We start from the raw sequence: 17446 nt of genomic DNA, 5'->3' as shown, positions 1-17446 counted from the left end.
CTGGCTACTTCTACATCCCCGGCACCGAAACCTGCCTGCGCATCGGCGGCTATGTGCGTTACGACATCGGCGCTGGCGACGTCGGCGCGTTCACCGGTGCAACGTCAGGCGACCACGAGGACGGCGACGAGCAGGACACCTGGTACAAGAATGCCCGCTTCACGCTGAAGACCTGGACCGGCCAGGAAACCGAACTCGGCACCTTGAAGACCTACACCGAGACCCGCTTCAACTTCGGCAATCGCCAAGGCTTTGCGGTCCAGGATGGCGTTGACGCCCTCGGCAACCCTACCTTTGCTCCGAACGCTGCCGGTAACAAGAATGTCTCGCTGAACTTCGCCTGGATCCAGCTCGGTGGTCTCCGCGTCGGTAAGGACGAATCGGCCTTCAACACGTTCACCGGCTACGCTGGCAACGTCATCAACGATACGCTGGTTCCCTACGGCGATTTTGACACCAACGTGATCCAGTACTACTTCGACGCTGGCAACGGCTTCTCGGCCGTTCTCTCTCTCGAAGAAGGCTCGGGCGTGAAGGGCACCATCGACAGCTATGTTCCGCATGTCGTCGGCGGCCTGAAGTGGACGCAGGGCTGGGGCGGCATCTCGGGTGTTGTCGCTTATGACAGCAACTACGAAGAAGTCGCTGGCAAGGTTCGTTTGGATGTCAACGTCTCTGACGCCATACAGCTGTGGGTCATGGGCGGTTACGGCACCGATGACAACCTCTCCGACCCGACCTGGCATGTCCCGGCTGGCGGTCGCGGCTTCTACAAGCAGTGGGGCGGCAACTGGGCGATCTGGGGCGGTGGCACCTACAAGTTCAACGAGAAGACCTCGTTCAACACCCAGATCTCGTATGACGAAGACGAGAACCTCGGCATCGCGGCGAACATCGCCTATGACGTCGTTCCCGGCTTCACGGTCACAGCCGAAGTCGACTACGTCAATGCGGGCAGCTTCCCGGCCTCCAACTGGACCGGCGCTGACGATGACAGCAGCATCGGCGGTCTCCTCCGCTTCCAGCGCTCGTTCTAAGGGCTGGTTCCTTACAGGTAAAATCCAGCCCGGGCGCACAACGCCCGGGCTGTTTTTGTTTCGTGACTGGATCAAGGCAAACAGAAGGATGGGGGAACGGTAGCTGAATGAATCCGTGGGGTGGTTTCGTGGGATCCGCTGATGGGCGGATGAAATCACAACTGCGTGATTAAATCTCTTGAAAGGACGCTTCCAAGCGGGTAGGGCTGACCTATCCCACTCGGGGGTGTGGCAAATGATGACGAACGAAGCGATTCAAGAGGGTGAGTCCTCTGATCATTTTTCGATGTTTTCTTCTCAAAGTCCGAAGATTCGATACACTTACAACAAGATTAGAGAAGTAAAATCGCATCGGGTTGGAGATCTTTTTTCAGCATATCGGGACATATTATGGGATGATGGGCGGCATAAGTATAATGTCAGCTCGTTCATCGGCGAGATAGACGAGATCCTCCTTGGGGAGCGTTTCAGCGCCTTTGACCAAAGTACCCTGGACAACCTTATCGGCACCTTGCGCCAGCGCGGCAACAGCAACGCAACCATCAATCGAAAGATGGCTGCCCTCAGCAAACTGCTGCGCAAGGCTCACAAGATGGGAGATATCCACAGCCTGCCCGAGTTCCGCCGCCAGAAGGAGCGGGCGGGTCGGATTCGCTTCCTCGAAAGGGATGAAGAGGCGCGCCTGTTCGCCGCCATCAAGAGCCGCAGCGAGGATGCCTACAGACTTTCCGTCTTCCTGGTCGACACCGGATGCCGTCTCGGCGAGGCGCTTGGGCTGATCTGGAACGATATCCAGGAGCATCGCGTCAGTTTCTGGATCACCAAATCCGGCCGCAGCCGCACCATCCCGATGACCGAGCGGGTCAAGGAGGTCATCAAGCTGCCTCCCGCTGAGGGTCGCCGGCCCAAGGGACCGTTCACCAAGCTCAGCCAGGCACAGTTTCGTGCCATCTGGAACGACGCAAAGGCCGAAGTCGGCCTCGGCGCCGACGATCAGGTGGTGCCGCACATACTGCGCCATACCTGCGCCTCGCGTCTTGTCCAGGGCGGCATCGACATCAGGCGCGTGCAGATGTGGCTCGGCCACCAGACGCTGTCGATGACCATGCGCTACGCGCATCTGGCCACCAACGATCTCGATGGCTGCGTCATCGTGCTGGAAACACCTCGATCGACTCAGCCGGGCGGCAATCGCGCTGAAGGCTCCATGTTTTCTTCGCCTATGACGACGCCTTCGTCGCCGACGGCAGGGCGGAAAAAGAAGGACGAGGCAGCCGCCGCCGCAAAGGAGTCGCCGAAAGCGACTCGGAAAAGTTCAAAAGCCAAGTAGGCTAAAGAATCCCCACCTATACTATCATGGCTATCCCGTGACCTTGTTTGGTCATGGGATTTACTTCAGGATATTCTTCCGCTCGGCTTGATCGAGAAAAGCGGCTATGTCGCCCGGTAGGCTGCCGGTCTCGAGGAATGGCGCATGGCCCTGGCCCTCGACAGTGATCGCCTCCATCACGGAATGGCGCTCTCTCATCTGCTTGAGCGAATCTATGGACAGCAATCTCGAATTGGCACCACGTATGGCGAGCAACGGGATGGCGGCCAACGCCTCGAATTGAGGCCATAGATCAGGCAGCTTCTGCGTCAGATCGAGGCTCGCCACGGTATCCACCAGCTTCGGATCGAAATCCGGCATCAGCCCATCATCCGTTTCGCGGTAGAGAGCCCATATCATCCGGTCCCAGTCGGCGCCGGCAAGGGCGGGGAAGTCTTCGTCATGCACGCTGCGCTGGGCGGCAATTGCCTGTGGGCGGGTTTTCGGTGCCGGGTCGCGCTCGAGATAAGACTGGATATGGGCAAGTCCGGCCGCCTCGATCACCGGCCCGATGTCGTTGAAAACAATGGCTTTCAGGACCGATGGCCGCATCATCCCGAGCACATGGATGATCAGCCCGCCGCGCGAGGTGCCGATGAAGGCCGCTTCTCCGATGTTCAACGCCGTCAGCCCGGCCAGGATGTCGCCAGCCTCCACGCCGACATTGTAGTTTTTGGCGTCGGGATCATAGGCTGACTGCCCGCGCCCACGGTAGTCGAAGGCGATTACCTTGCGCGGAGTTGCCGCATCCGTCGACAGATAGAGCGCCAGCTCGTGAAAATCCCTGGCGTTGCGGGTCAGGCCAGGCAGGCAGACAACCGGCCAGGGTCCGCTATTGGCCTCACCGTAGATGCGCGCATGAAGTTTTAGCCCATCCGGTGCACTGTAGAAGAAGTCGGAGAAATTTTGCTTGCTTGCCATCGGAATGTTCGATCTCGCTGTACCGATTTGGACAGCTACAGGCGAGGGCAGGGATGGTCAAATGAAAGGCGCTCTTGCCTTCTCCCCTTGTGGGAGAAGGTGAATCGGCGCGCTAGCGCCGAGACGGATGAGGGGTGTTCCAGCGAAGTGAGGCGTTGGCGTTCCCTGGAACCCCCCTCATCCGTGGCCTTCGGCGACACCTTCTCCCACAAGGGGAGAAGGACAGAAGCCTCAACTCCGCCCGTTCACCAGATCCCCGACAATGTCGTATTTGCCCGAAATACGCATCTTGTAGACCTCGTAATTCTCCATCACGCGCTGAACGTAACTCCTTGTTTCCGTATAGGGAATCCGCTCGATCCAGTCGACGACCGCGTCGATGTCCTTGCCGCGCGGGTCGCCATATCTGGCCACCCACTGGCTGGCTCGGTTGGGGCCGGCGTTGTAGCCGGCGAAGGTCAGCACGTAGGAGCCGTTGAAGCGATCGAGCTGTTCGCCGAGGAAGGCTGAGCCAAGCGTCGCATTGTAGCCGGCATCGGTGGTCAGCCGTGTTTGCGAAAACTGCAGCCCGGCCTTCTTCGCCAGTTGCCTTGCGGTTCCCGGCATCAGCTGTAGCAGCCCGCGCGCGCCGGCGCTGGACACGGCGCCGATGTTGAATTCGCTTTCCTGACGGGCGATCGCATAGGCCAGGGCCTTGCCCGAGCCGGAAATGTCGGCCGAATCGGGAATGACGCCGAGCGGATGCGACAATGCGCCGACATCGATGCCACGCGCCCCGGCGATCTTGCCGATTTTCAGCGCCATGAAATGGTTCCCTTGCTTTTCCGCAAGGACAGCCAGCAGCGCCAGTTCGCCCGGACTGGTCAACTGCCCGGCAAGGTCGCGATAGAGCGTCTCGGCATAGCGGTCGTAGCCCGCCTCCTGCAGCCGCTTGATGGCGCTGACGGCCTCGCGGCCGGCAAAATTCTGCCGGTCGGCTGCACTTGGCGAGGGGTAGGCGATGTTCAGCGCCTGCCGGCCCACGCGTTCGGCGGCAAGCTGACCGTAGAATGTCGTGCCATAGGCAGCGGCGCGCGCAAAATAGTCCTTTGCATTGCCCGGACCACCGACTTCCGCGGCACGGCCGAGCCAGTAATAGGCGCGCGACAGCGTCATCGGCCCCTGGGCGAGGTCCGCGATGCGAGCGAAATGACTGGCCGCGGTTTTTGGGTCGTTCAGGCCGCGCAGCGCATACCAGCCAGCATGGAATTCGGCGTCTGCCGCATTGGCGGCACTTTCGGCGGCGTGTGTGGCGACGATCTTGTACGCGGTCTTCATGTCGCCCTGGTCTACCAGTTCGCGCGACAACACCCGGCGCTCGACCCACCAGGCATCCGGATCGACGAGAGCGTCGCGATCTGTCGGCGCCTGCATCACAATGGCGGCGGCCCCGGCAAAATCCTCCTGCTTGCGCAGATATTCGGCCTGCGCGAAGAAGTAGCCGGCCGAACGTTGCATTGCCGGCACGGCCTTCAGCAGCTTGGGCGCGTTCTTGTCGCCTTTGTCGGCCGCCGCCCAGGCCTCGGCGAGTTGCTGGGCGCCGGCCAGGCCGGCGACGCGCAAGGCGGAATTCGCGCGGTCGGCATAGAACATGCGCTCCATGCGAAAACGGTGGTCGGTGGCCGGGATCAAGCTGCCGAATTCCTTGATCAGCGCCGCCTCGTCCCTAGCCTCCAGGATCGCGGTGCGCCAGAAGGGCGACAGCACCGAACGTGCCGCCTTGATATTGCCTGACGCCACATAGGCGCGGGCAAGAACCATCACGCCTTCGAATGTCTGCGGCTGGCTGCCGTCGAACGCCCTGATAACGATGTCGGGGGCAGGGTTCTCGCGATAGAGTGCGCGCTCGCTGTTCCTGCGCAGGGCGACGGTGCCCGGCCAATTGGGCAGCATCTTGGCCGCAGCAGTGATATCGCCGCTCGGAACCTTGTCGCCGCCATAAAGCGCGATCGCCCAGGCAAGGATATGCTGGTCGAGCGACTGAGCCGGAAGGGCATTGCGCACTCCACGAGCGCGGGGACTATCGCCCGCCGCCAACGCATCCAGCCCGCTTTTCAGGGGGGCGACGTCAGGCAAGGGCGCCTGTCGCGTCCTATCCTGCAGGTCTGGCAGCGCAATTGCCGCGCCTGGCATCGGAATGGCTGAGGTGACCCGTACGTCCACGCTACCGCTGATCGCCATGCCCGGCATCAGCGCGAGCGTGGCGCCAAGCAGCGCGAAAAGGTGAGGCCGACCGCCCGGCATGATCCTTAAGTCTTTCCTTGTCCTGGCATTCCACAGGCTGGCGAAGATGCCTCGAAGCCTAAACTTAGGTCGTGAAGAGCCCGTAAACAAAGGGTTAGCGAGGCTGTTCGAATTGCGCTTGCTGGCACCATGGCAATGCTTGCCGCGCAACCATGTCGAGACTATGGTGCGCCGCTTCGCTTTCGGTTAGAAGGCGCGACCACAAACACCGACACAAAACACCAGAAGTGCCAAGGAGTTGGACGACATGCTGAGAGGCTCGCTTACTGCGCTCGTGACACCGTTCGAAAAGAGCGGGCGTTTCGACGAGAAAGCCTTTCGCGCGTTCGTCGAATGGCAACTCTCAGAGGGCACGACGGGCCTGGTGCCGGTCGGCACCACCGGCGAGTCGCCGACGCTGTCGCATGACGAGCACCGCCAGGTCGTCAAGGTGTGTATCGAGGTGGCCAAGGGCCGCGTTCCGGTCGTCGCCGGCGCCGGCTCCAACAACACCGAGGAAGCAGTCGGCCTCGTGCAGTATGCCGAGAAGGCCGGCGCCGATGCCGCCCTCGTCGTCACGCCCTACTACAACAGGCCGACACAGCGCGGTCTTTACGAGCATTTCGCGGCGGTCGCCAAGGCGACCAAGCTGCCGATCATCATCTACAACATCCCGCCGCGCTCGGTCATCGACATGATGCCGGAGACGATGGGGCGGCTCGCGCACGACTTCAAGAATATTGTCGGCGTCAAGGATGCCACCGGCAAGGTCGAACGGGTCTCCGAGCAGCGCGCCACGTGCGGCAAGGATTTCATCCAGCTCTCGGGCGAGGACGCTTCGGCGCTCGGCTTCAACGCCCATGGCGGCGTCGGCTGTATTTCGGTGACGTCGAACGTCGCGCCGCGGCTCTGCGCCGAATTCCAGGAGGCAACGCTTGCCGGCGACAGCGTCAGGGCGCTGGATCTGCAGGATCGCCTGCTGCCGCTGCACAAGGCGATCTTCATCGAGCCTGGCGTTTCCGGCGCCAAATATGCGCTGTCGAAGCTAGGCAAGGTCGAAAACGTGCTGCGCTCGCCGCTGGTGACGATCGAACAGTCGACTGCCGACAAGATCGATGCGGCTATGAAGCACGCCGGCTTGATTAATTAGGGATGAGGCGCCACCTCTCCACATCATGAATCAAGTCAGAAAAGCCGATCCCAACAACAAGACCGTTTCGGAAAACCGTAAGGCGCGGTTTTCCTATGAGGTGCTTGACACGGTCGAGGCCGGTCTGGTGCTGACCGGCACCGAGGTCAAGTCGCTGCGCCAGGGCCAGGCCAACATCCAGGACAGCTATGCCTCGGTCGAAGGTGGCGAGATCTGGCTGATCAATTCCTATCTGCCGGAATATCTGCAGGCCAACCGCTTCAACCATGAGCCGCGGCGGCGCCGCAAGCTGCTGCTCAACAAGCGCGAGATGGCGAAACTGTCACAGAGTGTCGACCGCGAAGGCATGACACTGGTGCCGCTGAAAATCTATTTCAACGACCAGGGCCGCGCCAAGCTGCTGCTCGCTGTCGGCCGCGGCAAGAAACTGCACGACAAGCGCGAATCCGAGAAGCAGCGCGATTGGTCGCGCGAGAAGGGCCGGCTGTTAAAAGAGCGTGGGTAGGCGGGGCCATTCGCTTGAAGAACCGGATTGTTCTCTTTGGTTTGGCCAGCCTGGTCTTGTTGTGTTTCCTCGCAGCAGGCGGCTATCTCTATTTCAGGTCATTCTCGCCGGATCGCGATAAATATCCGGTCAGGGGCATCGACGTCTCCCATCATCAGGGCCAGATCGATTGGCGGCGCGTAGCCGCCGACGATGTCGCCTTTGCCGTCATCAAGGCGACCGAAGGCGGCGATCATGTCGATGATGCTTTCGCACGGAATCTGGAAGATGCCCGGGCCGCCGGTCTCGCCGTCGGCGCCTATCACTTTTTCACCTTTTGCCGGCCGGGTGCGGACCAGGCGAAGAATTTCATCTCGGTGGTGCCGCACGATCAGCCCCTGCTGCCACCCGTGGTCGATATCGAATTCGACGGCAACTGCCCGCAGCGGCCGACGCCCGAACAATTGAACGCCGAACTGGCCGCGTTCCTCGCTCCAGTCGAGGCGGCGTTCGGCAAGCCGGCGGTGGTCTATCTGACCGACGACGCAGCGGAAGCGTATGCAGAGCGCATTGCTGCCCGTCCGCTCTGGCTCCGCTCATTGCTCCTGGAGCCGGATCGCGACGACTGGGTCTACTGGCAGTACCACAACAGGGGTCGCGTTGACGGCATCATTGGCGATGTCGACCTGAATGTGCTGCAGGGTGGGCCGGCCGTGTTGGATGCGCTGAATGCACCGCCGCGCTGAGTTGATGTCTGGCGGACACCAGCTCTAATTACTGCAAAAACATTCCTCTATGTCCGCAAGAATTCCGCTATCTGGCTGAAAACGCTGAAGAACATTGCCTCGGTCAGCACGCCGGTATTGGTGTTGTAGCGTGAGCAGTGATAGCTCGAAAACAGCGTGACGCCACCGGCCGGCAGCTGCCCGCCATGCTTGAACGGGTAGGCGGCGACGCGCCCACCCAGCGCCCGCACCGTCGACTGATGCGCGATCGATCCCAGTGCCAGCACGGCGCGCAAATTAGGGAACCGGGCGATCGTCGGCACCAGGAATGTCCGGCAGGTGGCAATCTCGGCGCCCACCGGCTTGTTCTCGGGCGGCACGCAGCGCACGGCATTGGTGATCGCCGTGCCGACAAGCTCCAATCCGTCGTCGGGTCTGGCCTTGAATTCGCCGCGTGCAAAACCGTGCGAAATCAGTGTCGAGTAGAGCAGGTCGCCGGCATAGTCGCCGGTGAACGGGCGGCCCGTTCGGTTGGCACCGCGAAGGCCGGGCGCCAGCCCGACGATCAGCAGTTGGACCGTCGCGTCACCTTCCGAGGGCAGGAAAGTCGGCACCGGCGCATTGAACCAGGATGGTTCGCGCTGCCGCCACTCGGCGATGAAGTCGTGCAGCCGCGGGCAGAGCGGGCAGTCGCGACTAGGCTCTGAGGCGCAAAGGGCGGTCAAGGCGACCGGCCTCAGTAATCATCCTCGTCGACTTCGGCCGGCTCGGGCCTGCGCACCGGCCGCTCGGACGGATCGCGGCCAACGTCGTTCTTCAAGGTCGTCAGGTCAATGAAATGGTCGGCCTGGCGGCGCAGATCGTCGGAGATCATCGGCGGCTGCGAGGCCATGGTCGAGACGATGGACACCTTGCGGCCGCGCCGCTGCAGCGCCTCGACCAGCGTGCGGAAATCGCCGTCGCCGGAAAAGATGACATAGTGGTCGACGACATCGGCGAGCTCCAGCGCATCGACCGTCAGCTCGATGTCCATATTGCCCTTGATCTTGCGGCGGCCGGTCGAGTCGGTGAATTCCTTGGCCGGCTTGGTGACCACCTTGAAGCCGTTATAGTCGAGCCAGTCGATCAGCGGTCGGATCGAGGAGTATTCCTGATCCTCGACCAGCGCCGTGTAATAATAGGCGCGCAGGAGATAGCCACGTTTCTGGAAGCTCGACAGGAGCTTGCGATAGTCGATGTCGAAGCCGAGCGCGCGCGACGTCGCATAGAGATTGGCGCCGTCGATGAATAGGGCGATTTTTTCACGAGGGTCGAACATGGAAAATATTCCTTCTCGAAATAAACGGCCGTCTAAACGAAATGCGATAGCGACGTTCGGTCAGGCTCATAATAAACCGGCTGACCTCCACGCCATCCGAGATAGCGCCAGATTCACGGCAATCCAAGGGCGCGTGCGGCACTGCAAGCAATTGTGATCGGGACGCCGAACACATAAGCACAGCCAGTTTTTGCCGAATCGGGTGTTTCAACGAAGGATTGGGCGCCCTGCAGCCCGGCCATTGCCATGATGCTTGTATTTTGGCGGCGTTCGGGTTATGGACCGCGCCTGTTTTCCATCAAATCCATCGCATGAAAGGGGCAATCCATGGCCCGCGTAACCGTTGAAGATTGCATCGACAAGGTCGACAACCGCTTCGAACTGGTGCTGCTTGCCGGCCACCGTGCCCGGCAGATCAGCCAGGGCGCGCCGATCACCGTGCCGCGTGACAACGACAAGAACCCGGTCGTGGCGCTGCGCGAGATCGCCGATGAGACGCTGTCGCCCGACGACCTCAAGGAAGATCTGATCCATTCGCTGCAGAAGCATGTCGAGGTCGACGAGCCCGAGGCCGATGGCGAGGCGATTGCCGATCAGACCGGCACCGCCGTTGCTGCCACCGATGCCGACGACACCGAGGAGAACATCACCTTCGACCGCATGACCGAGGAAGATCTCCTGGCCGGCATCGAGGGTCTGGTGCCACCGGAAAAGAGCGACGACTACTAAGAGCCTGGATCAAGCATCCGGCACTTCCGTCCTGGCAGTTTCGTGGCTATCTATGACATGCGCCGTACAGCAGTGCGGCGCATGATTCATTTCACCGCTGCGAGATCCCGCCCATGATGCGTCAGTATGAGCTTGTCGAGCGCGTCCAGCGCTACAAGCCTGACGTCAACGAGGCGTTGCTCAACAAGGCCTATGTCTATGCCATGCAGAAGCATGGCCACCAGAAGCGCGCTTCCGGCGACCCGTATTTCTCGCACCCGCTCGAAGTCGCCGCCATCCTCACCGAGATGCATATGGACGAGGCGACGATCGCGGTCGCCCTGCTGCACGACACGATCGAGGACACGACCGCCACACGGGCCGAGATCGACGATCTGTTCGGCCCCGAAATGGGCAAGCTGGTCGAGGGCCTGACCAAGCTGAAGAAGCTCGATCTCGTCTCGAAGAAGGCCGAGCAGGCGGAAAACCTGAGAAAGCTTCTGCTGGCGATTTCAGAAGATGTCCGCGTGCTGCTGGTCAAGCTCGCCGACCGCCTGCACAATATGCGCACCCTCGACCACATGCCGGAGGCCAAGCGCCTGCGCATCGCCGAGGAGACGATGGATATCTACGCGCCGCTGGCCGGCCGCATGGGCATGCAAGGCATGCGCGAGGAGCTGGAAGAGATCGCCTTCCGCTTCATCAATCCGGAAGCCTATCGCGCCGTCACCGCACGGCTTGCCGAAATCTTCGAGCGCAACAAGGGCGTGCTGACGGACATCGAAAAGGCGCTGTCCACGCTGTTCGAGAAGCATGCGATCAACGCCGGCGTGAAGAGCCGGCAGAAGAAGCCGTGGTCGGTGTTCCGCAAGATGGAGGCCAAGGCGCTGTCCTTCGAGCAGCTCTCGGATATTTTCGGCTTCCGCGTCGTCGTCGACACGGTCGAGGATTGTTACAGGGCGCTTGGCGCCATCCACACCGCGTGGTCGATGGTGCCGGGCCGCTTCAAGGACTACATCTCGACGCCGAAGCAGAACGATTATCGGTCGATCCACACCACCATCGTCGGCCCGTCGCGCCAGCGTGTCGAGCTGCAAATCCGCACCCGAGAGATGAACAAGATCGCCGAATACGGCGTCGCTGCCCATTCGATCTACAAGGACACCGGCGGCAAGACGAATGGCGCCGCCCACGCGATTTCGAAGGAAACCAACGCCTACGCCTGGCTGCGGCGCACCATCGAGCAGCTTGCCGAGGGCGACAATCCCGAGGATTTCCTCGAAAATACCAAGCTGGAGCTGTTCCAGGACCAGGTGTTCTGCTTCACCCCGAAAGGCATGTTGATTGCGCTGCCGCGCGGCGCGACGCCGATCGATTTCGCCTACGCGGTGCACACCGATGTCGGCGACACCTGCGTCGGTGCCAAGGTCAACGGCCGCATCATGCCGCTGATGACGGAGCTGAAGAACGGCGATGAGGTCGAGATCATCCGCTCCAAGGCGCAGGTGCCGCCGGCGGCATGGGAATCGGTCGTCGTCACCGGCAAGGCGCGCTCGGCCATCCGCCGTGCCACCAAGAACGCCATCCGCAAGCAATATTCGGGTCTCGGCATCCGCATCCTGGAACGCGCCTTCGAGCGTGCCGGCAAGACCTTCACCAAGGAGAGCCTGAAGCAGGTGCTGCACAGGCTGGCGCGCAAGGACATCGAGGATGTGCTGGCCTCCGTCGGGCGCGGCGAGCTCGCCTCCACCGACGTCATGAAGGCGGTATTCCCTGACTACAAGGATGAGCGCGTCACTACGGCCGTCCCCAAGCCGCGCGAGGAGGGCTGGTCGAAGATCCGCAATGCCGCCGGCATGTTGTTCCAGATTCCGGGTCGTGCCGCGCGCAAGGACAAGGACCAGCCACGCGATGGCGCCGTGCCGATTCGCGGCGTGCGCGGCGATCTGCCGGTGCGTTTCGCGCCGGAAGGGGCAGTGCCTGGCGATCGCATCGTCGGCATCGTCCAGCCGGGCACCGGCATCACCATCTATCCGATCCAGTCGCCGGCGCTGCAGGCGTTCGATGACCAGCCCGAGCGCTGGATCGACGTGCGCTGGGACATCGATGAGCGCACCAAGGAACGCTTTCCGGCGCGTGTCTCGGTCACCGCCATCAACGCGCCGGGGTCACTCGCCGATATAGCGCAGGTGGTTGCCTCGAACGACGCCAATATCCATACGCTGTCGATGGTGCGCACTGCGCCCGACTTCACCGAAATGCTGATCGATCTCGAAGTCTGGGATCTCAAGCACCTCAACCGGCTGCTGTCGCAGCTCAAGGACAATTCGAGCGTCAGCGACGCAAGACGCGTCAATGGCTAGATCATGCTCCGGTTTCGGACAAAGTCATGGTCAATCAAAAAGAGGCAGAAATGAACACCGATGAAGTGCTGGGCATTTTCCGCGAGGCGGGTGCTGTTCTGGAAGGGCATTTCATTTTGACCTCGGGCCTGCGCAGTCCGGTCTTCCTGCAGAAGGCGCGCGTGTTCATGCATGCCGACAAGACCGAGCTACTGTGCAAGGCGCTGGCGGAGAAAATCCGCGCAGGCGTGCCTGGCAAGATCGACTATGTCGTAGGCCCGGCGATCGGCGGGCTGATCCCAGCCTACGAGACCTCGCGCCATCTCCGCGTGCCGGCGATCTGGGTCGAGCGGGAAGGCGGCGAGTTCCGCTTGCGCCGCTTCGAGATAGCCAGGGGTTCGCGTGTCGTCATCGTCGAGGACATCGTCACCACTGGCCTGTCGATCCGAGAGACCATCGAGTGCCTGCGCGATCTTGGCGCCGAGGTAGTGGCCGCCGCCTGCATCATCGACCGTTCGGCTGGCAAGACCGATGTCGGTGTGCCGCTCATCGCGCTTGCCGAGTATGAGGTCCCGGCCTATCCGGCCGACCGGCTGCCGCCGGAGCTTGCCGCCATCCCGGCGATCAAGCCCGGCAGCCGCAACATCTGACGGGGCATTTTTTTCGCCCAACAGTGTGCGGCGGTTTTGGGGAAAGCGACATGCGTGAAGACAAATTGGAAATGATCACGGGCATCGATCATTTCGTGCTGACGGTCGCTTCGCTGGAAGTGACCTGTGAGTTTTACCAGCGCGTGCTGGGGTTTGAGCGCATCGACGCGGCGGATCGGCCGACGGCGCTGGCTTTCGGTATCCATAAGATCAATGTGCATGAGGTCGGCCGCACTTTCGAGCCGAAGGCGAAGTCGCCGGCTCCGGGCTCGAGCGATTTCTGCCTGGTCACGGACGGGCCACTGGATGAGGTCCGTGCCCGGCTCGCGGCCAATGGTGTGGCGGTGGAACTCGGTCCGGTTGAACGTATCGGGGCCCGCGGTCCGATGATGTCGGTCTATCTCCGCGACCCGGACGGCAATCTGGTCGAGGTCAGCGAATACCTGCCGTAGCCGGCGCTCTTCGAAAGAGCGACTGCCAGTTTTCCTTAAATTCGCCGCGATTGTCCAATGTTCGAAGCAAGAACCACCCCGAGGGGCGGCGACGAGTGCGCATCGGGCAGACGGTGCTTGGTTGTTCTTCTGTCAGCGCGTCGTTATATCATGCTTGCGATTGCCATTGGGTGATCGTCAAGCGCAAGATGTGGCTGCCACGCCCGGCTAAGGTGCCGTTGCGGGAGCCGTGGAACGGGAACAGAGTGCTTTTTCGACGCCGCAAGCCTGATGGCCTTTACGAGCGGGTGCGTACCTACCTTTGGCCGCGCCGCTCATTTTCGCGCTCGCTTCAGTATTTTTCCAAGCGCATCCTGCGGCTGAAGGCCACACCGCATGCGGTGGCGGCCGGCGTTGCAGCCGGGGTCTTCGCTTCATTCTTTCCCGTCGGTTTCCATTTCATCATCGCTGCCCTCCTGTGCTGGGTGATCGCCGGCAATCTGGTGGCGGCCGCTCTCGGCGCGGTTTTTTTCGGCAACCCCCTGACCTTCCCGTTGCTATGGGGGGCGTCGTGGGAAACGGGCAAGCTCATCCTGCATGACCGCTTGCCGACGCATGGGCCGCCGGCACATCTGGGCGAGATGTTGCACAACCTCTCCTTCGCGCAATTGTGGAAACCGGTCCTTGAACCGATGCTGATAGGCGCGGTTCCGCTCGGGCTCGCCTTCGGGCTGCTGTTCTACGCCCTCACGCGCTGGGGCATGAACGCTTTCCGCGAACAGCGGCGCAAACGTCTGGCCGAGCGCGCAAGCCGGCATGCGCAATCGTCCCATCCCGGCGCAAGCATCGGTTCCACCGCGCGATGATCATCGGCATCGGCAGCGACCTGATCGACATCAGACGCATCGAGAAATCGCTGGAGCGTCACGGCCAGCGCTTCATCCAGAGAATCTACACCGAGGTCGAACAGGCACGTTCGGACAATCGAGGCGCCCGCGCGGCCTCCTATGCCAAGCGTTTCGCCGCCAAGGAGGCCTGCGCCAAGGCGCTGGGCACCGGTCTGGCGCAGGGGGTGTTCTGGCGCGACATGGGTGTCGTCAACCTGCCCAGTGGCGCGCCGACCATGGCGCTGACGGGAGGAGCGCAGGCCAGGCTGGACAAAATCCTGCCAAAGGGCCACCGGGCGGCAATCCACCTCACCATCACGGATGATTTCCCGCTCGCTCAAGCCTTTGTGATCATCGAGGCGCTGCCCGTCGAAGAAGCGCCACATTGATTGCCTCTGACGACCGGCATTGACGTTGCCCAGCGCGCGCCGAGACTCTATACCATCCAACGCACAATCGAGGACGACATGAGCGTGGCTGAAAAATCCGAGAAGAAATCCGGCGGGCTTGGCGAGACCGTCAGCGTCATCGTCCAGGCGCTTTTGCTCGCCCTGGTCATCCGCACGCTGCTGTTCCAGCCTTTTTCGATCCCGTCGGGATCAATGCGGCCGACGCTTCTTGAAGGCGACTATCTGTTCGTCACCAAATGGTCCTATGGCTATTCGCGGTACTCGCTGCCTTTCGGCCCCGACATCTTTTCGGGCCGCATCTGGGGCGCCGAGCCGAAGCGCGGCGACGTGGCGGTGTTCAAGTTCCCGCCTGATCCGTCCGTCGACTACATCAAGCGCGTTGTCGGCCTGCCGGGTGACAAGATCCAGGTCAAGGACGGCCAGCTGTTCATCAACGGCGTCGGCGTGCCGCGCGTGAAAACAGGCCAGATCGACAATCCCGACATCACCGAGGAATCGCGCCCGATCGATGTCTATCGTGAGACCTTGCCCAACGGCGTCAGCTACGACACGCTCGACCTGAATTCGAACTCGATCGGCGACAACACCCGCGAATTCGATGTGCCGCCCGGCCACTATTTCATGATGGGCGACAACCGGGACAATTCCGCCGACAGCCGTTTCACCGTCGGCTACGTTCCCGCGGAAAATCTGGTTGGCCGCGCCAATCTTGTTTTCTTCTCGATCGCCGGCAAGGCGAGCCCTCTCGAAATCTGGAAATGGCCGTCGCTGATGCGCGCTTCGCGCCTGTTCCACTTCGTCAATTGATGGCTTTGAAGCGTCCGACAGGCGAAACTCTGGCCGGTTTGGTAAAAGCCAAGACCGGCCACGTCTTTAAGGATATCCGCTTGCTCGAGACCGCCTTGACGCATTCCAGTGCGGTCAAGGCCGCCACCAACAACCAGCGTCTTGAATTTCTTGGCGACCGCGTGCTCGGGCTTGTCGTCGCCGATATGCTTTTCGAAAAATTTCCCGATGCGCCGGAAGGTGAAATCGCGCCGCGTTTCAATGCGCTGGTCGATGCGCGGACATGCTCCGAGATCGGCATCGAAATGCAGCTGGAGGATCTGGTCCGCGCCGATTCTGCCTTGAAGATGCGGTCGCGTGGCTCGGGCGGAAACTATCTGGCGGATGCGGTCGAAGCCCTGATCGCGGCGGTTTACGTTGACGGTGGCATCGAGGCCGCGCGGCGGTTTGTCCTGCGCTACTGGGAACCGCGCTCGAATACGGTGATCACAAAGCCGCTCAATCCGAAATCCGATCTGCAGGAATGGATTGCCAAGACCAGCGATGCACGCCCCGAATACGTGATCGAAAAACGCGAAGGCCCGGACCACCAGCCCGTCTTCACCGTGTCCTTGCAGGTCCGCGGTTTTGCGCCGATAAGCGGCACTGGCGGCTCCCGCAGGGTTGCCGAAGAAGCGGCGGCTTCGGCATTTCTTGTGCGCGAAGGCGTCTGGGCCACCACATCGGCCCAAAAATCGGAGGGCGCGCGACCCTCCAGTGAAGGGAGTGCGGCATGACCGCTACCGAAGAGCCGGCGACCGCAGCCGCCGCCACGCATTCCGGTTTTGTCGCGCTGATCGGCGCGCCCAATGCGGGCAAGTCGACGCTGGTCAACCAATTGGTGGGCGCCAAGGTGTCGATCGTCACCCACAAGGTGCAGACGACCCGCGCCATCGTGCGCGGCATCGCCACGCATGACAATGCGCAGATCGTTTTTGTCGACACGCCCGGCATCTTCAAGCCGAAGCGGAGGCTCGACACGGCGATGGTGACCACCGCCTGGGGCGGGGCCAAGGACGCCGACATCGTGCTGCTTTTGATCGATGCCGAACGCGGCATCAGGGGCGACGCCGACGCCATCCTCGAACGGCTGAAGGATGTGCGCCAGCCGATGGTGCTGATCCTCAACAAGGTCGACCGCGTCAAGCACGAAGCGCTGCTCGCTCTGTCGGCGGCAGCGAACGAAAGGGTGCCGTTCAAGCGCACCTTCATGGTGTCGGCGCTGACCGGTTCCGGCTGCAAGGACGTGCTCGATTATCTGGCCGAGGCTCTACCGGTCGGCCCCTGGTACTATCCGGAAGACCAGATCTCGGACCTGCCGATGCGCCAGCTCGCGGCCGAGATCACGCGCGAGAAGCTGTATCTAAGGCTGCATCAGGAACTGCCCTATTCCTCGCATATCGAGACCGAGAAATGGGAAGAGAAGCCGGATGGCTCGGTGCGCATCGACCAGACCATCTATGTTGAGCGCGACAGCCAGAAGAAGATCGTTCTTGGCCACAAGGGCGAGACAATCCGCGCCATCGGCCAGGCGGCACGCATGGAGATAGCGGGCATCCTCGAACAGAAGGTGCACCTGTTCCTGTTCGTCAAGGTGCGCGAGAACTGGGGCGACGACCCTGAGCGCTATCGCGAGATGGGGCTCGAGTTTCCGCGCTAGGCTCGATGGCCAGCAAGCCGAACATCGACATAGCGCTTGTCAGCCGATTGATCGCCACGCAGTTTCCCCGTTGGAAGGAGCTTGCGGTCAGGCCCGTCGAGTTTGGCGGCTGGGACAACAGAACCTTTCATCTCGGCGACGAGATGACCGTGCGGCTGCCAAGCGCCGCGGCCTATTCCCTGCAGGTGGAAAAGGAGCATCGCTGGCTGCCGAGGCTCGCACCTCTGTTGCCGCTGCCGATCCCGGTGCCGCTGGCGATGGGAGTTC

General features: G+C 61.8%; 19 protein-coding genes. 15 read left to right on the top strand and 4 right to left on the bottom strand.

Features of this window, described 5'->3' with window-relative positions; all coding sequences use genetic code 11:
- Positions 1-1037 (top strand): porin (locus EOB59_RS28765; RefSeq protein WP_164895776.1); only part of this gene is annotated, 1037 nt, incomplete at its 5' end.
- A gap of 235 nt (positions 1038-1272) precedes the next feature.
- Entirely contained in the window at positions 1273-2367 is a 1095-nt protein-coding gene (locus EOB59_RS28760) for a site-specific integrase (protein WP_128289776.1), read from the top strand.
- A gap of 60 nt (positions 2368-2427) precedes the next feature.
- Here EOB59_RS28760 and EOB59_RS28755 read toward each other — a convergent pair whose 3' ends face one another.
- On the bottom strand, positions 2428-3327 hold the full coding sequence (locus EOB59_RS28755; protein ID WP_127398222.1) for an alpha/beta hydrolase: 900 nt from the start codon (positions 3325-3327) through the stop codon (positions 2428-2430).
- 231 nt (positions 3328-3558) lie between these two features.
- The gene (locus EOB59_RS28750) at positions 3559-5610 is read right to left on the bottom strand and encodes a lytic transglycosylase domain-containing protein (RefSeq protein ID WP_128289775.1); all 2052 of its coding nucleotides are present in this window, start codon (positions 5608-5610) and stop codon (positions 3559-3561) included.
- A gap of 247 nt (positions 5611-5857) precedes the next feature.
- On the opposite strand from EOB59_RS28750, the gene dapA reads away from it, so the two are divergent.
- From dapA to EOB59_RS28735, 3 genes are read left to right on the top strand one after another with little or no spacing between them, the layout of a single operon-like run.
- A complete protein-coding gene (gene dapA, locus EOB59_RS28745; protein WP_127267153.1) occupies positions 5858-6739 on the top strand; it encodes a 4-hydroxy-tetrahydrodipicolinate synthase in 882 nt (293 codons plus the stop codon).
- A 25-nt stretch (positions 6740-6764) separates the two neighbouring features.
- The gene (gene smpB / locus EOB59_RS28740; protein WP_013532594.1) at positions 6765-7244 is read left to right on the top strand and encodes an SsrA-binding protein SmpB; all 480 of its coding nucleotides are present in this window, start codon (positions 6765-6767) and stop codon (positions 7242-7244) included.
- Between the two features lie 14 nt (positions 7245-7258).
- The gene (locus EOB59_RS28735; RefSeq protein ID WP_128289774.1) at positions 7259-7969 is read left to right on the top strand and encodes a GH25 family lysozyme; all 711 of its coding nucleotides are present in this window, start codon (positions 7259-7261) and stop codon (positions 7967-7969) included.
- A 47-nt stretch (positions 7970-8016) separates the two neighbouring features.
- On the opposite strand, the gene EOB59_RS28730 is transcribed toward EOB59_RS28735, so the two are convergent.
- Both EOB59_RS28730 and EOB59_RS28725 read right to left on the bottom strand, forming a co-directional pair.
- On the bottom strand, positions 8017-8673 hold the full coding sequence (locus tag EOB59_RS28730) for a uracil-DNA glycosylase (RefSeq protein WP_127408487.1): 657 nt from the start codon (positions 8671-8673) through the stop codon (positions 8017-8019).
- An 11-nt stretch (positions 8674-8684) separates the two neighbouring features.
- A complete protein-coding gene (locus tag EOB59_RS28725) occupies positions 8685-9266 on the bottom strand; it encodes an NYN domain-containing protein (RefSeq protein ID WP_127267156.1) in 582 nt (193 codons plus the stop codon).
- 327 nt (positions 9267-9593) lie between these two features.
- Here EOB59_RS28725 and rpoZ point away from each other — a divergent pair, with 327 nt between their 5' ends.
- The 10 genes from rpoZ to EOB59_RS28675 form a co-directional block, all read left to right on the top strand.
- Positions 9594-9995 carry a DNA-directed RNA polymerase subunit omega gene (gene rpoZ / locus EOB59_RS28720; protein WP_127382612.1) on the top strand — a complete coding sequence of 134 codons (402 nt, stop codon included), beginning with the start codon at positions 9594-9596 and terminating at the stop codon, positions 9993-9995.
- Between the two features lie 113 nt (positions 9996-10108).
- Positions 10109-12337 carry a bifunctional (p)ppGpp synthetase/guanosine-3',5'-bis(diphosphate) 3'-pyrophosphohydrolase gene (locus tag EOB59_RS28715; RefSeq protein WP_023812864.1) on the top strand — a complete coding sequence of 743 codons (2229 nt, stop codon included), beginning with the start codon at positions 10109-10111 and terminating at the stop codon, positions 12335-12337.
- Between the two features lie 50 nt (positions 12338-12387).
- Positions 12388-12966: an orotate phosphoribosyltransferase gene (gene pyrE, locus EOB59_RS28710; protein ID WP_127267157.1), complete on the top strand. Its 579-nt coding sequence runs from the start codon at positions 12388-12390 to the stop codon at positions 12964-12966.
- 50 nt (positions 12967-13016) lie between these two features.
- Complete coding sequence (locus tag EOB59_RS28705) at positions 13017-13418, top strand: VOC family protein (protein WP_127810890.1); 402 nt, start codon at positions 13017-13019, stop codon at positions 13416-13418.
- 245 nt (positions 13419-13663) lie between these two features.
- Complete coding sequence (locus EOB59_RS28700) at positions 13664-14263, top strand: DUF2062 domain-containing protein (protein WP_127322859.1); 600 nt, start codon at positions 13664-13666, stop codon at positions 14261-14263.
- Positions 14260-14673: a holo-ACP synthase gene (gene acpS / locus EOB59_RS28695; RefSeq protein WP_128289773.1), complete on the top strand. Its 414-nt coding sequence runs from the start codon at positions 14260-14262 to the stop codon at positions 14671-14673. The genes EOB59_RS28700 and acpS overlap by 4 nt, the downstream gene beginning before the upstream one ends.
- Before the next feature lie 78 nt (positions 14674-14751).
- Complete coding sequence (gene lepB / locus EOB59_RS28690) at positions 14752-15501, top strand: signal peptidase I (protein ID WP_127267160.1); 750 nt, start codon at positions 14752-14754, stop codon at positions 15499-15501.
- Positions 15501-16256 (top strand): ribonuclease III, encoded by a 756-nt coding sequence (rnc, locus tag EOB59_RS28685; RefSeq protein WP_128289777.1) that lies wholly within the window; start codon positions 15501-15503, stop codon positions 16254-16256. The genes lepB and rnc overlap by 1 nt, the downstream gene beginning before the upstream one ends.
- Positions 16253-17179, top strand: a complete 927-nt coding sequence (gene era, locus EOB59_RS28680; protein ID WP_027038032.1) for a GTPase Era — start codon at positions 16253-16255, stop codon at positions 17177-17179. Before rnc ends, era begins: the two co-directional genes overlap by 4 nt.
- Positions 17180-17184: 5 nt before the next feature.
- Positions 17185-17446, top strand: a 262-nt coding sequence (locus tag EOB59_RS28675) for a phosphotransferase (RefSeq protein WP_164895775.1), incomplete at its 3' end; no start/stop codon positions are given.

This window comes from Mesorhizobium sp. M7A.F.Ca.MR.176.00.0.0, from assembly GCF_004023165.1.
Taxonomy (GTDB): Bacteria; Pseudomonadota; Alphaproteobacteria; order Rhizobiales; family Rhizobiaceae; genus Mesorhizobium.
Note: the sequence above shows the minus strand (reverse complement) of the source record. Positions and strands in the feature narration are given on the sequence as shown.

Bases quoted from the DNA above. Each gene is read 5' to 3' on its own strand.
- acpS (WP_128289773.1), top strand. From the start codon at position 14,260: ATGATCATCGGCATCGGCAGCGACCTGATCGACATCAGACGCATCGAG.
- EOB59_RS28705 (WP_127810890.1), top strand. From the start codon at position 13,017: ATGCGTGAAGACAAATTGGAAATGATCACGGGCATCGATCATTTCGTG.
- dapA (WP_127267153.1), top strand. From the start codon at position 5,858: ATGCTGAGAGGCTCGCTTACTGCGCTCGTGACACCGTTCGAAAAGAGC.
- EOB59_RS28750 (WP_128289775.1), bottom strand. From the start codon at position 5,610: ATGCCGGGCGGTCGGCCTCACCTTTTCGCGCTGCTTGGCGCCACGCTC.
- lepB (WP_127267160.1), top strand. From the start codon at position 14,752: ATGAGCGTGGCTGAAAAATCCGAGAAGAAATCCGGCGGGCTTGGCGAG.
- EOB59_RS28760 (WP_128289776.1), top strand. From the start codon at position 1,273: ATGATGACGAACGAAGCGATTCAAGAGGGTGAGTCCTCTGATCATTTT.
- EOB59_RS28725 (WP_127267156.1), bottom strand. From the start codon at position 9,266: ATGTTCGACCCTCGTGAAAAAATCGCCCTATTCATCGACGGCGCCAAT.
- rnc (WP_128289777.1), top strand. From the start codon at position 15,501: ATGGCTTTGAAGCGTCCGACAGGCGAAACTCTGGCCGGTTTGGTAAAA.
- smpB (WP_013532594.1), top strand. From the start codon at position 6,765: ATGAATCAAGTCAGAAAAGCCGATCCCAACAACAAGACCGTTTCGGAA.
- era (WP_027038032.1), top strand. From the start codon at position 16,253: ATGACCGCTACCGAAGAGCCGGCGACCGCAGCCGCCGCCACGCATTCC.
- pyrE (WP_127267157.1), top strand. From the start codon at position 12,388: ATGAACACCGATGAAGTGCTGGGCATTTTCCGCGAGGCGGGTGCTGTT.
- EOB59_RS28755 (WP_127398222.1), bottom strand. From the start codon at position 3,327: ATGGCAAGCAAGCAAAATTTCTCCGACTTCTTCTACAGTGCACCGGAT.
- rpoZ (WP_127382612.1), top strand. From the start codon at position 9,594: ATGGCCCGCGTAACCGTTGAAGATTGCATCGACAAGGTCGACAACCGC.
- EOB59_RS28715 (WP_023812864.1), top strand. From the start codon at position 10,109: ATGATGCGTCAGTATGAGCTTGTCGAGCGCGTCCAGCGCTACAAGCCT.